13 protein-coding genes and 1 pseudogene are annotated in these 15,447 nt (G+C 38.2%); 5 read left to right on the forward strand and 9 right to left on the reverse strand.

Features of this window, described 5'->3' with window-relative positions:
• Positions 1 to 31: 31 nt before the first annotated feature.
• From lysA to ACYIAR_RS12585, 8 genes and pseudogenes are all read right to left on the reverse strand, one after another.
• Positions 32 to 1,189, reverse strand: coding sequence for a diaminopimelate decarboxylase (gene lysA / locus ACYIAR_RS12550; RefSeq protein ID WP_480329883.1), 1,158 nt, complete (start codon positions 1,187 to 1,189; stop codon positions 32 to 34).
• Between the two features lie 155 nt (positions 1,190 to 1,344).
• On the reverse strand, positions 1,345 to 2,661 hold the full coding sequence (locus ACYIAR_RS12555) for an aspartate kinase (protein ID WP_480329884.1): 1,317 nt from the start codon (positions 2,659 to 2,661) through the stop codon (positions 1,345 to 1,347).
• Positions 2,662 to 2,768: 107 nt separating this feature from the next.
• A complete protein-coding gene (locus tag ACYIAR_RS12560) occupies positions 2,769 to 3,449 on the reverse strand; it encodes a cell division ATP-binding protein FtsE (RefSeq protein ID WP_480329885.1) in 681 nt (226 codons plus the stop codon).
• Positions 3,450 to 3,615: 166 nt separating this feature from the next.
• Positions 3,616 to 4,212, reverse strand: a pseudogene (gene hisIE, locus ACYIAR_RS12565) (bifunctional phosphoribosyl-AMP cyclohydrolase/phosphoribosyl-ATP diphosphatase HisIE); the annotation flags it as partial.
• Positions 4,213 to 4,222: 10 nt separating this feature from the next.
• Positions 4,223 to 4,978, reverse strand: coding sequence for an imidazole glycerol phosphate synthase subunit HisF (gene hisF, locus ACYIAR_RS12570; RefSeq protein ID WP_480329886.1), 756 nt, complete (start codon positions 4,976 to 4,978; stop codon positions 4,223 to 4,225).
• An 89-nt stretch (positions 4,979 to 5,067) separates the two neighbouring features.
• Positions 5,068 to 5,796 (reverse strand): 1-(5-phosphoribosyl)-5-[(5-phosphoribosylamino)methylideneamino]imidazole-4-carboxamide isomerase, encoded by a 729-nt coding sequence (gene hisA / locus ACYIAR_RS12575; RefSeq protein ID WP_480329887.1) that lies wholly within the window; start codon positions 5,794 to 5,796, stop codon positions 5,068 to 5,070.
• Between the two features lie 21 nt (positions 5,797 to 5,817).
• Positions 5,818 to 6,408: an imidazole glycerol phosphate synthase subunit HisH gene (gene hisH / locus ACYIAR_RS12580; RefSeq protein ID WP_480329888.1), complete on the reverse strand. Its 591-nt coding sequence runs from the start codon at positions 6,406 to 6,408 to the stop codon at positions 5,818 to 5,820.
• Positions 6,409 to 6,680: 272 nt separating this feature from the next.
• Entirely contained in the window at positions 6,681 to 7,586 is a 906-nt protein-coding gene (locus ACYIAR_RS12585; RefSeq protein WP_480329889.1) for an AraC family transcriptional regulator, read from the reverse strand.
• A gap of 187 nt (positions 7,587 to 7,773) precedes the next feature.
• Here ACYIAR_RS12585 and ACYIAR_RS12590 point away from each other — a divergent pair, with 187 nt between their 5' ends.
• From ACYIAR_RS12590 to ACYIAR_RS12610, 5 genes are all read left to right on the forward strand, one after another.
• On the forward strand, positions 7,774 to 9,021 hold the full coding sequence (locus tag ACYIAR_RS12590; protein WP_480329892.1) for a TolC family protein: 1,248 nt from the start codon (positions 7,774 to 7,776) through the stop codon (positions 9,019 to 9,021).
• 143 nt (positions 9,022 to 9,164) lie between these two features.
• Positions 9,165 to 10,061 (forward strand): HlyD family secretion protein, encoded by an 897-nt coding sequence (locus ACYIAR_RS12595; RefSeq protein WP_480329894.1) that lies wholly within the window; start codon positions 9,165 to 9,167, stop codon positions 10,059 to 10,061.
• 29 nt (positions 10,062 to 10,090) lie between these two features.
• Entirely contained in the window at positions 10,091 to 11,548 is a 1,458-nt protein-coding gene (locus ACYIAR_RS12600; protein WP_480329896.1) for an ATP-binding cassette domain-containing protein, read from the forward strand.
• A 32-nt stretch (positions 11,549 to 11,580) separates the two neighbouring features.
• Complete coding sequence (locus ACYIAR_RS12605; RefSeq protein WP_480333647.1) at positions 11,581 to 12,699, forward strand: ABC transporter permease; 1,119 nt, start codon at positions 11,581 to 11,583, stop codon at positions 12,697 to 12,699.
• A 134-nt stretch (positions 12,700 to 12,833) separates the two neighbouring features.
• Positions 12,834 to 13,895 (forward strand): ABC transporter permease, encoded by a 1,062-nt coding sequence (locus tag ACYIAR_RS12610; RefSeq protein WP_480329898.1) that lies wholly within the window; start codon positions 12,834 to 12,836, stop codon positions 13,893 to 13,895.
• Between the two features lie 148 nt (positions 13,896 to 14,043).
• Here ACYIAR_RS12610 and ACYIAR_RS12615 read toward each other — a convergent pair whose 3' ends face one another.
• The gene (locus tag ACYIAR_RS12615) at positions 14,044 to 15,264 is read right to left on the reverse strand and encodes an MFS transporter (RefSeq protein WP_480329900.1); all 1,221 of its coding nucleotides are present in this window, start codon (positions 15,262 to 15,264) and stop codon (positions 14,044 to 14,046) included.
• Positions 15,265 to 15,447: the final 183 nt, after the last annotated feature.

Genomic DNA, 15,447 nt, shown 5'->3' on the forward strand with positions numbered 1-15,447 from the left:
GAAGTTGCGTTCACACTTCCGGTCTCTTTTCTTATAATTTATCAGAGAAATAAGCTTTAGGCAATTTTCTGCAGTTATATTGCGAAGCCATAACTTCGCCATAAGCTCCGGCAGAACGTAAAGCTATGAAATCTCCACGTTTCACGGAATTAAGTTCAACATCTTTTCCGAAAACATCTGAAGATTCACAAATCGGACCAACAACGTCATAGATATCTGTTGCGTCATCACTTGAGATATTTTCCATTCTATGATATGAATCGTACATAGCAGGACGAATCAACTCTGTGAAACCTGCGTCAAGAATAGCAAATTTCTTTACTTCGCCTTCTTTCACATACAGTACTCTTGAAATTAGTGTTCCACATTGAGCGACGATTGAACGTCCCGGTTCGAAATGTACCTGCTGTCCCGGACGAAGCTTCAATAATTTGTTGAATACAGCGAAATAATTGTCGAAAGCAGGAATTGAAAGGTGATTTGGATGATAATAATCTATACCTAATCCACCGCCGAAATTAAGATTTTCAACGAAGATGCCTTTTTGTTCCAATTCTTCCTGTATTTCGTTTATGCGGATAGCAAGATTACGGAATGCGGACATGTCTGTAATTTGCGAACCGATGTGACTGTGAATACCTATAAGCTTCACATTGCTCATTTTCTGCAGTTCGTCAATAACACCACCAAGCAAACTCAGGTTGATACCGAATTTGTTTTCTTTCATACCTGTTGTAATTTTGGCATGAGTGTGAGCGTCTACTTCCGGATTGATTCTCAATGCTACAGATGCAATTTTATTTTTTGCTTGTGCCAATTCGTTGATTACTCGAAGTTCGGCAAGTGATTCTACATTGAAGCAGAAAATATTGTTGTCCAAGCCAAGATTGATTTCCCAATCAGCTTTACCAACTCCTGCAAAAACAATCTTGTCTGCAGGGAAACCAGCGTCCAATGCAGCCTGAACTTCACCACCGCTGACGCAGTCTGCTCCCAAACCATTCTTTGCAATCAAAGATAAAATTTGGGGATTTGCATTAGCCTTAATAGCATAATGAACATGATAACCGTATTTTCCGGATTCACTTTTTACAACGTCCAATGTCTCTTGTAAAAGAGCCATGTTGTAATAATAAAAAGGAGTTTGTAAACTATTGAATTTATCTATAGGAAATTTACCTTTCAGCATAAAGTTTATTGTTTTTGGGTTATAGAGAAGAAAATTTTAGGTTGGTATTCAAACTGTCAAACTATAAATAAGGTAGTCAAGAAATGATGATATATAAAACAATGTCATTATTCTTGACTACCTTAATATTTGAACAGTTTGTGTTTACTTATATTTTATTTTTCGTTGAACAAATGTTCACTCAAAGCCTGCAATGCTCGTTTCTTATCATCAGCTTTAACAAGTAGAGAAACATTGTAGTTGCTACCACCGTATGAAATCATACGTACCGGAACATCTTTCAATGCATGAACAATACGAGCTTCAAAACCTACATTGTCCCATTCCAAATCACCAACAACACATACGATAACCATATCAGAATCTACAGAAACAGTTCCGTATTTCTTCAAGTCGTTAACGATTTCGTCCAAGTGCTTGCGATTGTCGATTGTAACAGAAACGCCAACTTCAGAAGTTGTAACCATATCGATTGGAGTTTGGTAGTTTTCGAAAATTTCGAATACTTTGCGCAAGAAGCCTGTAGCCAACAGCATACGGCCGCTCTTGATTTTAATCGATGTGATATTATCTTTTGCTGCTACAGCTTTGATTTTACCTTTTTCAGTTTCGTTTGAAATCAATGTACCAGGAGCATCTGGCTGCATTGTGTTAAGCAAACGAACAGGAATGTTGTTAATCTTAGCAGGCAAGATACAAGTTGGGTGAAGAATTTTTGCACCGAAATAAGCCAGTTCTGCAGCTTCCTCAAAATGCAGATGTCTTACTGGTGAAGTATGTTCAACTACACGAGGGTCATTGTTGTGCATTCCGTCGATATCTGTCCAAATCTGGATTTCCTCAGCTTTAACAGCTGCACCAACCAAAGATGCAGAATAGTCGCTACCTCCACGCTGCAAGTTGTCGATTTCGCCATATGCGTTTCGGCAGATATAACCTTGTGTAATGAAGATTTCAGCATCTTTGTTTTCTTCCAGCAACTTAGTCAGTTTCTCACGGATATAAACAGGATCCGGTTCTGCGTTTTTGTCTGTACGCATATAATCCAAAGCAGGAAGAAGAACAGAATTGACACCTTGTTCATGCAAATAAAGGTTCATCATTCCTGTTGACATCAATTCGCCCTGAGCCAAAACAACTTTTTCCTCAAACAAAGTGAACAAGTCCTTGGTGAAAGAACGAATTTTGTCAAAGTGAGCGTTAACCAGTTCTTTGGCCTTCTGCTTATATTCTTCTGAAGTATATAGTTCATCAATATGGCCATAGTATTTTCGTGCCAAATTATTGATGATTTCGTTAGCACCATCCGGATTCTTTTTGTAAAGATAATCGGATATTTCAACCAAAGAGTTAGTTGTGCCCGACATGGCAGACAGAACAACGATGTTACGGCTGCCTGTAATCAGTTTTGCTACATCTTTTATTCTCTGTGCAGATCCCACAGAAGTACCGCCAAACTTTAAAACTTTCATTTTTCGTTCTTAATGTATTAAAGGCAGGACAATTTTATTTCCCTGCATGTTTCTAAATTATTCGTTTTTAAACATAACGATTCCGACTGCAAAGATATGAATAAAATTCAATCTTCAATATCATTTAGACAACCATTCTCGCATTTAACTATCCTTGCTGGAAAGTTTTTAACAATATTATAGTTATGTGTTGTCATTATAACAGCCGTTCCTTGTTGACAAATGTCATGCAGAAGTTTTACAATCTGCGAACTTGTTTCCGGGTCCAGATTTCCTGTCGGCTCATCTGCCAGAATCAGTGCCGGTTTGTTAAGCAAAGCACGGGCAATGGCTATACGCTGCTGCTCACCGCCGGAGAGCTCGTGAGGCATTTTATAACCTTTTGTTTCCATGCCTACGTTCGCAAGAACTTCGTTGATTCTGTTTTCAATTTCAGATTTCTTTTTCCATCCTGTTGCTTTAAGCACAAATTCCAGATTATGAAATACCGAACGGTCTGTCAGGAGCTGGAAATCCTGGAACACGATTCCCAATCTTCGTCTCAGATAAGGAATATCTTTACGTTTGATTCTCCTAAGGTCGAAATCCAGCAATCTGGCTTCTCCCTGTTTAATCTCTATTTCGCAGTATAAAGACTTCAACAAGCTACTCTTACCTGTTCCTACTTTTCCGATTACATAGACAAACTCACCGTTATGAAGGGAGAAGCATGTCTTATGTAAAATAGTATTTTCTTCTCTGCATATATCTACATCTTTCAAGCAGAGCAGTTCTGTATTATCTTCCATACTGTTTGTAGTTTAAATAATTTAATTCAAGTTTCGCTGGACTCAACTTTCAGTTAACTGGTTTGCAGGAAAACAAGTTGACAAGAGTATTTTGATAATAAATTGCGAAGTAATAGCTGTTTTACCTCGTCAACTTGTCTCTGAAACCTTGTCAACCAGTCACATTTTATTTATGTCTTTTTTCAAGTTCTCTTGCCAAATCCTCAATGCGAAGACCTTTGCTTGTCAACAGCACAATCAGGTGATACATCAAGTCTGATGCTTCATAGATAAAACCTTCTTCTGTACCGTTTGTTGCTTCGATAACTGTTTCAACAGCTTCTTCACCAACTTTCTGAGCCATTCTGTTCACACCTTTAGTAAACAAAGATGTTGTATATGAACCTTCAGGCATTTCCTGGCGGCGAAGTTCAATGAAATTCTGCAAATATTTCAAGAACATAATGTCTTCTTTGTTTCTTTCACCAAAGCAAGTATCGGCGCCTGTGTGGCAAACCGGACCTGTAGGATTTACTTTAATAAGCAAAGTGTCGTAGTCACAGTCTGCGTTGATAGTTACAACATTCAGATAATTGCCGCTAGTTTCACCTTTTGTCCATAGTCTGTTTTTCGAACGGCTAAAGAATGTCACTTTTTGTGTTTCAACAGTTTTGTTATAAGCTTCTTCGTTCATGAAGCCAAGCATAAGCACTTTGTTAGTGTAGTTGTCCTGAATAATTGCTGGGATTAATCCTCCCATTTTTTCAAAATCCAATTTCATCTTTTTATTGTTTTTATATTCTAACGATTACTCCTTCATTCAACAGATACTTTTTCAGTTCATCTATTTTTATTTCTCCAAAATGAAAAACACTTGCTGCTAATGCCGCGTCTGCTTTTCCTTTTATGAAAGCATCTCTGAAATGCTCCATTTTTCCTGCGCCGCCGGATGCAATGATTGGAATGTGCAACTCTTCGGCAAGGCGCGCCAAAGCTTCGTTGGGATAGCCTTCTTTCACACCGTCGTGAGTCATACTGGTGAAAAGAATTTCTCCGGCACCACGTTCTTCAGCTTCTTTTGCCCATTCGAAAAGGCGCTTGGATGTCGGTATTCTGCCTCCGTTAAGATAACAAATCCATTCTCCGTTTTCGTAATTGGCATCAATTGCTACTACGCATACCTGATTACCGAAATTCTTGGCTATCTCGTTAATCAGTTCTGGATTTCGTATTGCTGCAGAGTTGATCGAAACCTTGTCGGCTCCAGCTTCAAGCAGTCTTGCAACGTCTTTCAACTCATTTATGCCTCCGCCAACTGTGAACGGGATACTGATGTTTGCCGCCACCTTTCCTATAAGCTCGGTAAAAGTTTTTCGTCCTTCGTGCGATGCTGTTATATCAAGATAAACAAGCTCGTCGGCTCCGGCATCGCTATATGCTTTTCCTAGTTCAACCGGATCTCCGGCATCACGGAAATTTACGAAGTTTATTCCTTTTACGGTTTTTCCGTCTTTGATATCCAAACAAGGTACTATTCTTTTTGCAAGCATAATGTTTTTCTTTAATTTTTTATCAGATACAAGGCAACGAGACTTCAGAGAGAGAATCTTCTTGTCAACTTGTTTCCTTGTCAACTAATCTATTTGCCAATAACGAAGCTTTCCAGGTCTTTCAGGCTGATTCGTCCTTCATATATAGCTTTACCGAAAATAACACCTGGAACTCCAGCTTCATTTAGCTTTACTATATCGTCCAGTGAGCTTACGCCGCCGCTGGCAATAAGAAACAGCTCAGGTATTTCCTGCAACATTTCGGAATACAAATCCGTTGCTGGTCCTTGCAGCATTCCGTCTCGCTTTATGTCTGTGCAAATAACTTTTCTTATTCCTTTTTTGAAATATGAAGTCACGAATTCAAGAAGCTCATGCGAAGTTTCTTTTTCCCAGCCTTCAATAGCAATTTTTCTGTCTTTGGCATCTGCTCCTAGGATTATTCTGTCTGGACCGAAGCGTTCAATCCATTGAGTGAATACTTCCGGAGATTTCACGGCGATACTTCCTCCCGTAACCATTGATGCTCCGCAGTCAAAGGCTATTTCCAGGTCTTTGTCCTGTTTTAGTCCGCCGCCGAAGTCAATTGTGAGTTCTGTTTTTGTTGCTATTTTTTCCAGAACCTTGTAGTTGACAATATGGCCTGCTTTTGCACCGTCAAGGTCAACAACATGCAGGCGTTTCAAACCGTGTCCTTCAAATTCTTTTGCGACCTCAAGAGGGTCTTCATTGTATATCTTTTGTTTGCTATAATCTCCTTGAGTCAGTCTCACACATTTCCCCTCAATTATATCTATAGCTGGTATTAGCTCTATCATTTATCAATAAATTTTTATTATTTACAAATCCAGAAAGTTCTTCAGAATTCTTTCTCCTGTTTTCCCGCTTTTTTCCGGGTGGAACTGTGTTGCATAAAAATTATCTTTATGCAAAGCAGAGCTGTAAGGAAGTATATAGTTTGTTTCAGCTGCTGTGTGCTTATTAAGCGGAACATAGTAGCTGTGAACAAAATATACATATTCATCTTTGTCGAATCCTTTGAAAAGCCCACTAGATGTATTTGTTATAGTGTTCCAACCCATATGCGGAACCTTGTCTTCATGGACTTCTGGTATAAATTTTTTAACTTCCGCATCAAAAATATTGAGGCAATCCGTATTTCCTTCTTCGGAGTGCCTACACATAAGCTGCATACCAATACATATACCGAGAAGTGGCTGTTTTAAATCTTTTATCAATTTATCAAGGTTATGTTCCTTAAGATATTTCATTGTAGTTTCAGCTTCACCTTGACCGGGAAATATCACCTTGTCGGCTTTCATTATGGTTTCCTTGTCGGCAGTAATAATAGGTGTAATTCCTATTCTTTTCAGGGCATAATCCACCGAAAATATATTTCCTGCGTTATATTTGATTATAGCAACTTTCATATTTTACAAATTGGTTGATTGCAAAAGTAACAAATTATTATAATAATCGAGGGTTGAGGTGTGAAAAGATTATTGCAAAAGTTTTAAGATAATGTTTTTGTAAGGGAAATAGTATATTAAGGAGACGTTATAGTATAAAAATGTTAGTGTGAATGTGGTAAAAACTATATATTAATTAATTCTTTTTTACGGCTCACCTAGGTGAGCCAATCAATCCACCTAGGTGGTTCAATCAATTCACCTAGGTGAGCCGATTAACCCACCTAGGTGAATCAATGAATTTTCCTGTATTTTTCAGGACTTTTTCCGCATTGCCTTTTGAAAAACTTTGAGAAAAACGAAGGGTTCGGGAAATTCAGTTCGTCGGAAATCTGATATACCGGCAGATTGGAATATTTCAGCTTTATTTTAGCTTCCTGCATTATCGCGTCATTAATCCAATCCATCACAGTGCGTCCGCTTGCCTTTTTTATAAGGAAAGAAAGATGTCTGGGTGTTATGCATAATTTTTCGGCATAGAAACCTACGAATCTTTGGCTGATAGCTTTGTCATTGACAAGTTCTAGGAAAATATTGAACACTTCATCTTCACGTTTTCCCGAAGCTTTGGTTTCCGAAGGTATATTATTGCAGAATGATTCAATCTGATGGAAGAGCATGGAAATCGTACTTCTTACTGTTTCCTTAGCAAAAGGTTTGTCTCTGATTATTTCCCAAAGAAGATTCATTATGGTGCTCATGCGTTCAGAGTCTTTATCATTCAGATGCAACTGAACGAATAGCCTTTTGTGCAGATAGTCCTGCATAAAATCTTCCTTTTGCCATCCGTCCATAAAGCTGTTGTGAAAGGCAAGCATACATATATCGAAATCGTCAGAGATGTCCATTATTTCCATAACTGTCCCTGCTGATGCTACAATTAAATCTCCTTTGTGGAATGTTGTTTCTTTCAGATTTATTCGTAATGAAGCGTTTCCGGAAAGAATTCTGGCTATTCTTCCTTCCGTTAGCCGGTATGGTTGCTTCAGGATTCTTATTGTGTTGAAAAACTCACTTATACCTTTTATGGAACGAACCATACCAATATCCGGATTGAGAAAACGAAATTCATTTTCGGATGTTATGTGCAGGCTGGAGAGTTGCTTCATCGACAGCGTTGGGAGCTTTTCTGTTTTCATAATTATAGAGATATTTCCCGTAAAGATAATATTATAATGCCATTAATGTTTGAAATATGTGTTTTATCATACAAATAGAACATATAATAGTGAAAATAGAGCTGATTTTAAGATTTGATATGTCTATTTTTGTGAAAACTCACGAAGTTGGCTTTTTTAGTTGTCAATCAATTAAATATTGAATCATATGAAATACATTCTGACAATTGTTTTATTGGGATTTATGAATATGAATCTTTTGTCGCAAATAACATTGCAGCAATGTTGTTCGCTGGCAAGGGAAAATTATCCTTTGGCGAAACAGTATGACCTTATTTCTTTGTCGGTGCAATACACTTTGGCAAATATCAAATCCGGAAATTATCCGCAGTTGCAATTGTCCGGCAGCGTCTCATATCAGAGTGATGCTACAACTTTGCCTTTCGAGATTCCAAATCTGGATTTTCACGGACAGCCCAAAGACCAGTATCGTGTTATGATTGAATTGCGGCAGAATATTTGGGATGGAGGAGAGAAAGCCAACAGCAAAAGAAACGCAAGTCTGGTGGCAGAAGAAAACAAGCGCAAGCTCGACATCTCGATGCATGAACTGGAAGATAGAGTGAATAATATTTTCTTTGGAATATTACTGCTCGATGCTCAGCTCAATCAGAATAGCTTGCTCGAGGAAAACCTACGGAGTAGTCTTTTATGCGTCGAGGCTTTGAGGAATAATGGAATTGTAGGTCAGTCGGAAGTGGATGCCGTCAAGGTTGAAATTCTTGGAGTCCGGCAGAAACGTGCAGTTCTACAGTCGAGCCGCGCCTCATATATTGATATGCTCTCACTTCTCACCGGAAAGAAAATGGATGAAAAAGATAACTTTGTCCGTCCCGAAATGTTGGCTTCGGCAGAAGATGTTGACTTTCAGCGTCCGGAGCTTTTGTGGTATGATGCCCGAATGCGTACAGTTGAGAATGAAATGCAGAAACTGAAAACACTTTATATGCCACGTTTCAGTTTGTTTGCACAAGGTGGTTATGGAAATCCGGGACTTAATATGCTTGAGGATAAGTTCAGACCATATTATATTGTTGGAGCACGGCTGAACTGGAATATCAGCAGTCTCTATACTTTGAAGAATAGCCGTAAACTGCTGTCGGAAAAAGCAAAGTCGATTGATGCAGAACGTGAAACATTTGTTGTCAACAACGATTTTCGCAAACGTGAAAAAGAAGGAATGATGCAAGCTTTGGAAAAACAGCTCCGTGAAGATGATGAGATAATAAGACTGAGAGGCAATATACGAAAAGCTTCCGAAGCAAAACTTTCCAACGGAACTATTTCTGCAACTGACCATATCAGGGAGATAAATGCCGAAAGTCTGGCAAAACAGGCAAAAGATATTCACGAAATTGAATATCTGATGAGGATTTATGAATTTATGAGGCTTTGAATCTGGAGACAAGTTAACAAGGTCAAAACCTCCGTAACTTTATAATTTATTATCTAAAATTCTTGTTAACTTGTCTTCTTGTCAACTTGTTATCTGAAAATAGAACTTGCGAAACTTGAAATCACTATAATAAAATAATCATTATGAATAAAGCATTTCTATTATTTATATCAATATTAGGTTTTGTGTCATGTTCTTCCGAAAAAGAATATGACGCAACCGGAGTTTTCGAATCAACTGAAGTGACAGTTTCAGCAGAAACTGGAGGCAGAATAATCTCATTCGAAGCTAAAGAAGGTGATAAATTGGAAAAAGGAGATGAGGTTGCAATTATCGACACGGCCCAACTTTATCTCAAGAAACTGCAGCTGATGGCAAATGCCAAATCTGTTGTAAGCCAGAGACCGGACATCAATAAACAGATTGCCGTTACGCGCGAACAGATTGCAAAAGCTGAGAAGGAACGAGACCGTGTTGCCAAACTTGTTGAGGCTAATGCAGCAGGGACAAAACAGCTCGACGACTGGAATTCGCAGTTGAATATATTGAACAGACAACTTGAGGCTCAATTGTCGTCATTGTCTAATACTGAGAGCAGTCTGAATGAACAAAGTTCATCTCTTGATATACAAAGAGCTCAGATAGAGGATTTATTGGATAAGTCTTATGTTAAATCACCAATCAGCGGTCTTGTTTTGTCAAAATATGCTGAAGAAGGAGAATATGCCGTTCAGGGAAAACCTCTGTTCAAGATTGCCGATATGGATGATGTGTTTATTCGCGCTTACATAACTTCAGAACAGTTGGCAGAAGTAAATATAGGAACGAAAGCCAAAGTTTATGCCAGTTATGGAAATGAAACCAGAAAAGGATTTGATGGCGAAGTTATTTGGATTTCCGGCGAGGCAGAATTCACTCCAAAGAATATTATTACGGACGATGAACGGGCAAATCTTGTATATGCCGTAAAAATATCAGTGAACAATGATGGTTCAATAAAGCTCGGAATGTTTGGCGAAGTGAAGTTTATCAAAGACTGACAAGGAAACGAACGCTTAACAGCATCAATATGAATTTGGCTATTAATACATATAATATATGTAAGACATTCGGTAAGCTGAAAGCTTTGAATGATATTTCGTTTTCGATTGAAGAAGGAGAATTGTTCGGAGTAATCGGACCGGACGGAGCAGGCAAAACAACCTTGTTCCGTATTTTGTCAACGGTTATGGCTCCCGATTCCGGAAATGCGGAAATATTGGGCTCCGACTTGAAAAGCAATTATATGGATATACGTCGTAAAGTCGGATATATGCCTGGACGTTTTTCTCTTTATCAGGATTTGAGTGTTGAGGAAAATCTGAAATTCTATGCTTCGGTTTACGGAACAAGCATCGAAGAGAATTATGAACTGATAAAGGAAATATATGAACAGCTTCTTCCATTCCGCGGCAGAAGGGCAGGAGCTTTGTCCGGTGGAATGAAGCAGAAACTGGCTCTTTGCTGTTCGTTGATTCATTCGCCGCATATTTTGTTTTTGGATGAACCAACAACCGGAGTTGATCCAGTTTCCCGCCAGGATTTCTGGCAAATGCTCCGTAGGTTGAAGGAGCGAGGAGTCACAGTTGTCGTTTCAACTCCATTCATGGACGAAGCTTTGCGCTGTGACCGTATAGCTTTTCTTTATGAGGGCGAAATCAAGGGAATTGACAAACCGGAAATAATACTTGAGCAATTCAGTGAGATTCTTTGTCCGCCGCCTTTGCTTCGTTCGGATAAAAAAGATGATGAGGATTATATAATAGAAGTGGACAGACTTGTAAAGAAGTTTGGAGATTTCACGGCTGTGAAAGGTATTTCATTCAGGGTAAGGAAAGGAGAAATATTCGGTTTCCTTGGAGCCAACGGAGCTGGAAAAACAACTGCAATGCGAATGCTTTGCGGATTGAGTTTACCAACAGCCGGCTCGGCAAAGGTTATGGGATATGATGTGGCAACTCAAAGCGAGATGATAAAGCGGGAGATTGGTTATATGAGCCAGAAATTCTCTCTCTATGATGATTTGACTGTTTATGAGAATATCCGCCTTTTTGCTGGAATATATGGAATACCGGGAAAAGAAATAAAGCAGCGGGCTGAATCTGTACTTTTGAGTATTTCTCTTGCTGATGAGGCTGACACTCTTGTGGGGCAGCTTCCTTTAGGTTGGAAACAAAGGCTGGCTTTTTCTGTAGCTATATTGCATAAACCAAGACTCGTATTCCTTGACGAACCGACCGGCGGTGTTGATCCGTTGAGCCGAAAACAGTTTTGGGAACTGATATATAAAGCTGCTGACAGTGGAATAACCATATTTGTTACGACTCATTATATGGATGAGGCAGAATATTGCGACCGCATATCAATGATGGTGGACGGAGAAATAAAAGCTCTTGATACACCGGCAAATCTAAAGAAAACATTCGGAGCAGCAAATATGGATGAAGTGTTCAGAAAACTTGCACGTGAGGCGATTATTAAAGAATGATATTTGTTAAACAGTTAAGACAGATTATTACGATGCATCAGTTCACAGCTTTCATAAGGAAAGAATTCTATCATATTTTTCGGGACAAACGGACTATGCTTATACTGATAGTTATGCCGATTGTTCAGATTGTTTTGTTTGGTTTTGCTATTTCTTCGGAAATACGCAATATACATACGGCTGTGTTTGCTCCTTCCAATAATAGTGATACAAGGTATCTTGTAAACAAGCTTGATGCCAGCGAATATTTTTCAGTGGATTATGTTGTCAATTCGGAGGAAGAACTGGAGACATTGTTTCGGCGCAACAAGATAGAATTGGCGTTGGTTCTTTCTCCGGATTATGGAAACAAACCTTTCAGTACCGACCAATTACAGATTTTGTCTGACGCTACGGAACCGAATCAAGGCGTCACTCGTGGAAACTATGCTTTATTTGCTTTGGCAAAGATTATATCGGAAAAAAAAGAAGCAGCATCAGTTTTGCCAAACACAGGAAATGAGAACATAAATGTTATGACAAAGATGCTTTATAATCCGCAAATGAAAAGTGCGTATAATTTTGTTCCCGGAGTGATGGGTTTAATATTGATGCTAGTATGTGCTATGATGACATCGGTGTCCGTAGTTCGTGAGAAAGAATACGGAACAATGGAAGTTCTGTTGGTTTCGCCTGTTAGTCCTTTGTTTGTGGTTGTGTCAAAAGCAGTGCCTTATATTGTATTGTCACTTGTCAATCTGGCGACAATATTGTTACTCTCTGTTTTTGTTTTGGGTGTTCCGATAGCTGGTAGTTTTGTAGCCCTTGTTCTTGTTTCATTGTTGTTTATTGTCGTATCCTTAAGCTTAGGATTGTTTATCTCCACAGTGACAAACACACAGCTTACGGCACTTTTGGTTTCAGCCGTAGTTCTGATGATTCCAACACTGCTTCTGTCCGGAATAATATTTCCGGTAGAAAGTATGCCTTTGCCGCTGCAAATCATCTCATGTATTATTCCCGCACGATGGTTTGTTGAGATTGTAAGAAGAATAATGATTGAAGGAGCGCCGGTGATTTATTTGTATAAAGAAATATTGATATTATTCTTTATGGCAGTGTTCCTTATAATAGTGACAGTCAGGAAATTCAAAAGTCAGGTAGTCGGGTAGTTAAAAAATAAGAAGTCAAGTAGTTAAGAAGTCAAGTAATTAAGTAGTTAAGAAGTCAAGAAGAAATTTCTTGTTCCCTGAAGCCTTGTTGACTTCTCAACTAATAAACTCAAAAACTTAAAAACTCAAAATATATGTCTCTCATATACCTAATAGCAAAAGAATTCAAGCAGATGAGGCGCAACAGCTTTATCCCTCGTTTGATATTACTTTTTCCATGTATGATTATGTTCGTAATGCCATGGGCAGCGACACTGGATGTGGAAGACTTGCGGATAGCAGTAACAGATGCCGACAATAGTCCGGAGTCCGGCAGACTTATACGTCAGATTGATGCTTCAAGATTTTTCAATCTAGTTGATATATGCAGTAATTCTTCTGAGGCACAAATGCTGATAGACAAAGATAAAGTTGATATTATCCTTGAAATACCGGAAGGATTTGAAGAAGATAAAGAGAACGGGCAATCACCTTCTCTTTTAGTTAAGGTGAATGCTGTTGACGGAATAAAAGGAGGTTTGGGAAATTATTATTTGCAGCGGATGATAAATCCGTCACGAATGGATTTGTCAGTTCGATATTTGTTCAACAGTAATTTGGATTATAGACATTTTATGGTTCCGGCTCTTATGGCTATGCTGCTTGTCATGATTTGCGGATTTTTGCCTGCTCTTAATCTTGTAAAGGAAAAAGAGATAGGAACAATAGAGCAGATAAATGTCAGCCCTGTCAGTCGTTTTACTTTTATATTGTCAAAACTCTTTCCGTTCTGGCTGGTTGGTTTTGTCGTATTTACTATATGTATTACACTAGCATGGCTTGTATATGGAATAACACCCGAAGGAAACATATCAGTCATATATTTGTCTGTAATGATATTTGTATTTGTTATATCAGGATTGGGCTTGGTTATATCAAACTATTCATCCACAATGCAACAGGCAATGTTTGTGATGTGGTTTTGTGTCCTGGTGTTTATTCTTATGAGCGGACTGTTCACTCCAATCAGCAGTATGCCTGATTGGGCGCAGACTCTTACTTATGCCAATCCATTGAGATATTTTATTGAAATAATGAGAATGGTATATTTGAAGGGAAGTACTCTTTTGGATATAACTCCACGCCTTGCAGTACTTTCTGCTATGGCTGTAAGTTTATATATTGCGGCGATTGTGACTTATAAAAAGCAGTCGTGAAAATAGTTTAGTTGACTATGACAAAATAAATGCTCTGAAGGAGTGAAACAATTCGTTTATTGTCGTTCCTTCAGAGCTAATTTATTTTTATGCTATATGTAACCTTTGCTAAATCTAAAAAAGCTTGTAGCCTTGCAAAACTTATCGACTAGTTCTCTTTTTGTGGATTAAAGAACAATGCGAAAATCACCAGTAGTATGAAAGAAGAAACTGTTGATATGATAAATAATACTGGCCAGTCGCACATTTCTCCGTCACGGAATACGTCAATCAACCATCCGTTTGAAAGAGTTCCGATTAGGAAACCAACACCCCAAACAAGGAAGAACAAAAGGCCTTGCGCTCTTGCTTTCATTTCTTTAGGAGCAATATTGTCGGTATAAACTTGTCCACTTACATAGAATAATCCGAATATAAGTCCGTGAACGATAATTCCTATATAATAACACCATTGCATTCCGGTTTCAGCACCTACAAAAAATGCCAGATAACGAATACATAGAGCAAATAATCCTAAAATCAATGTTTTCTTGATTCCTGCTTTGACAAGGATAGAAGTAGTTATTACAAGGAAGAACATTTCTGCCAATTGACCGAAGTTCAATGTAACGGTGATATTCTGAACATGTTCGTCCGCAAGAATCATAGAACCATAGACATGGTATAAGGTAAAAGGAATTATTGACAGGAAAGTAAGAATCATAAAAGTACGGTAATTCTTATCCTTCATCAGTGAAAATGCGCTCAAACCTGTTATATCCATAAAAGATATAGTTTTAGATTTTATTGCCGGTGGCGTATTCGGAAGTCTTAAGTTAAATAAAGCAGCAATAAAGCTGACAGCAGCTCCGCAATACATAGGCAAGTTAGTATCGTCGAAAGCTGGAATATTAATAATATGTAAAGCAACTATACTGAATATACCGGAAGAAACCCAACCAACAGAACCGAACATCCTTATTCTAGGAAATTGCTCTGACGGAGTATGTTGCATTGCAATTGTACTCGTGAGGCTTTGTGTTGGCATATGACATAGCATTGCGCATACAACGCTAACCATAAGTAAAGGAAAACTTTCTTGCTGTGCAGCTATCAACAGAAATAATCCTGTCAATACATTAAGTACGGCAAGTATTTTCTCGGCAGAGAAATATCTGTCAGCAATAGCTCCAATAAAAGATGAACCCATCGCACCGATTGCCATTGAACTTAGAACTAATGAAATCTGATAAACTTCAAGTTTTAATGTGTGTGATAAATACGCTGCCAAAGGAACCCACCATACTGCGCTAAGCATATATTGCAGGAACATCATTGTACATAACTGTACTTTTGTGCTGGCTTTTGTAGTTTTACTGGTACTATTCATAATAATTAGTTTTTAAGTGCTATAAATAATAAAGGTTTTGTGCAAATGTAGATTCAAGGTCCAATAGCAAAGACAGAAATAGTTTCTTTGTTTTTATATTTATTATCAATTTTATATTTTCTATTTGTCATGAGATAAAATATGATATTTATGAGAAAATATCTAAATGTTGATTTGTTTTTT

It is taken from the genome of Parabacteroides sp. KHUB-01, from assembly GCF_056640935.1.

Bases quoted from the DNA above. Each gene is read 5' to 3' on its own strand.
- lysA (WP_480329883.1), bottom strand. From the start codon at position 1,189: ATGCTGAAAGGTAAATTTCCTATAGATAAATTCAATAGTTTACAAACT.
- ACYIAR_RS12555 (WP_480329884.1), bottom strand. From the start codon at position 2,661: ATGAAAGTTTTAAAGTTTGGCGGTACTTCTGTGGGATCTGCACAGAGA.
- ACYIAR_RS12560 (WP_480329885.1), bottom strand. From the start codon at position 3,449: ATGGAAGATAATACAGAACTGCTCTGCTTGAAAGATGTAGATATATGC.
- hisF (WP_480329886.1), bottom strand. From the start codon at position 4,978: ATGCTTGCAAAAAGAATAGTACCTTGTTTGGATATCAAAGACGGAAAA.
- hisA (WP_480329887.1), bottom strand. From the start codon at position 5,796: ATGATAGAGCTAATACCAGCTATAGATATAATTGAGGGGAAATGTGTG.
- hisH (WP_480329888.1), bottom strand. From the start codon at position 6,408: ATGAAAGTTGCTATAATCAAATATAACGCAGGAAATATATTTTCGGTG.
- ACYIAR_RS12585 (WP_480329889.1), bottom strand. From the start codon at position 7,586: ATGAAAACAGAAAAGCTCCCAACGCTGTCGATGAAGCAACTCTCCAGC.
- ACYIAR_RS12590 (WP_480329892.1), top strand. From the start codon at position 7,774: ATGAAATACATTCTGACAATTGTTTTATTGGGATTTATGAATATGAAT.
- ACYIAR_RS12595 (WP_480329894.1), top strand. From the start codon at position 9,165: ATGAATAAAGCATTTCTATTATTTATATCAATATTAGGTTTTGTGTCA.
- ACYIAR_RS12600 (WP_480329896.1), top strand. From the start codon at position 10,091: ATGAATTTGGCTATTAATACATATAATATATGTAAGACATTCGGTAAG.
- ACYIAR_RS12605 (WP_480333647.1), top strand. From the start codon at position 11,581: ATGCATCAGTTCACAGCTTTCATAAGGAAAGAATTCTATCATATTTTT.
- ACYIAR_RS12610 (WP_480329898.1), top strand. From the start codon at position 12,834: ATGTCTCTCATATACCTAATAGCAAAAGAATTCAAGCAGATGAGGCGC.
- ACYIAR_RS12615 (WP_480329900.1), bottom strand. From the start codon at position 15,264: ATGAATAGTACCAGTAAAACTACAAAAGCCAGCACAAAAGTACAGTTA.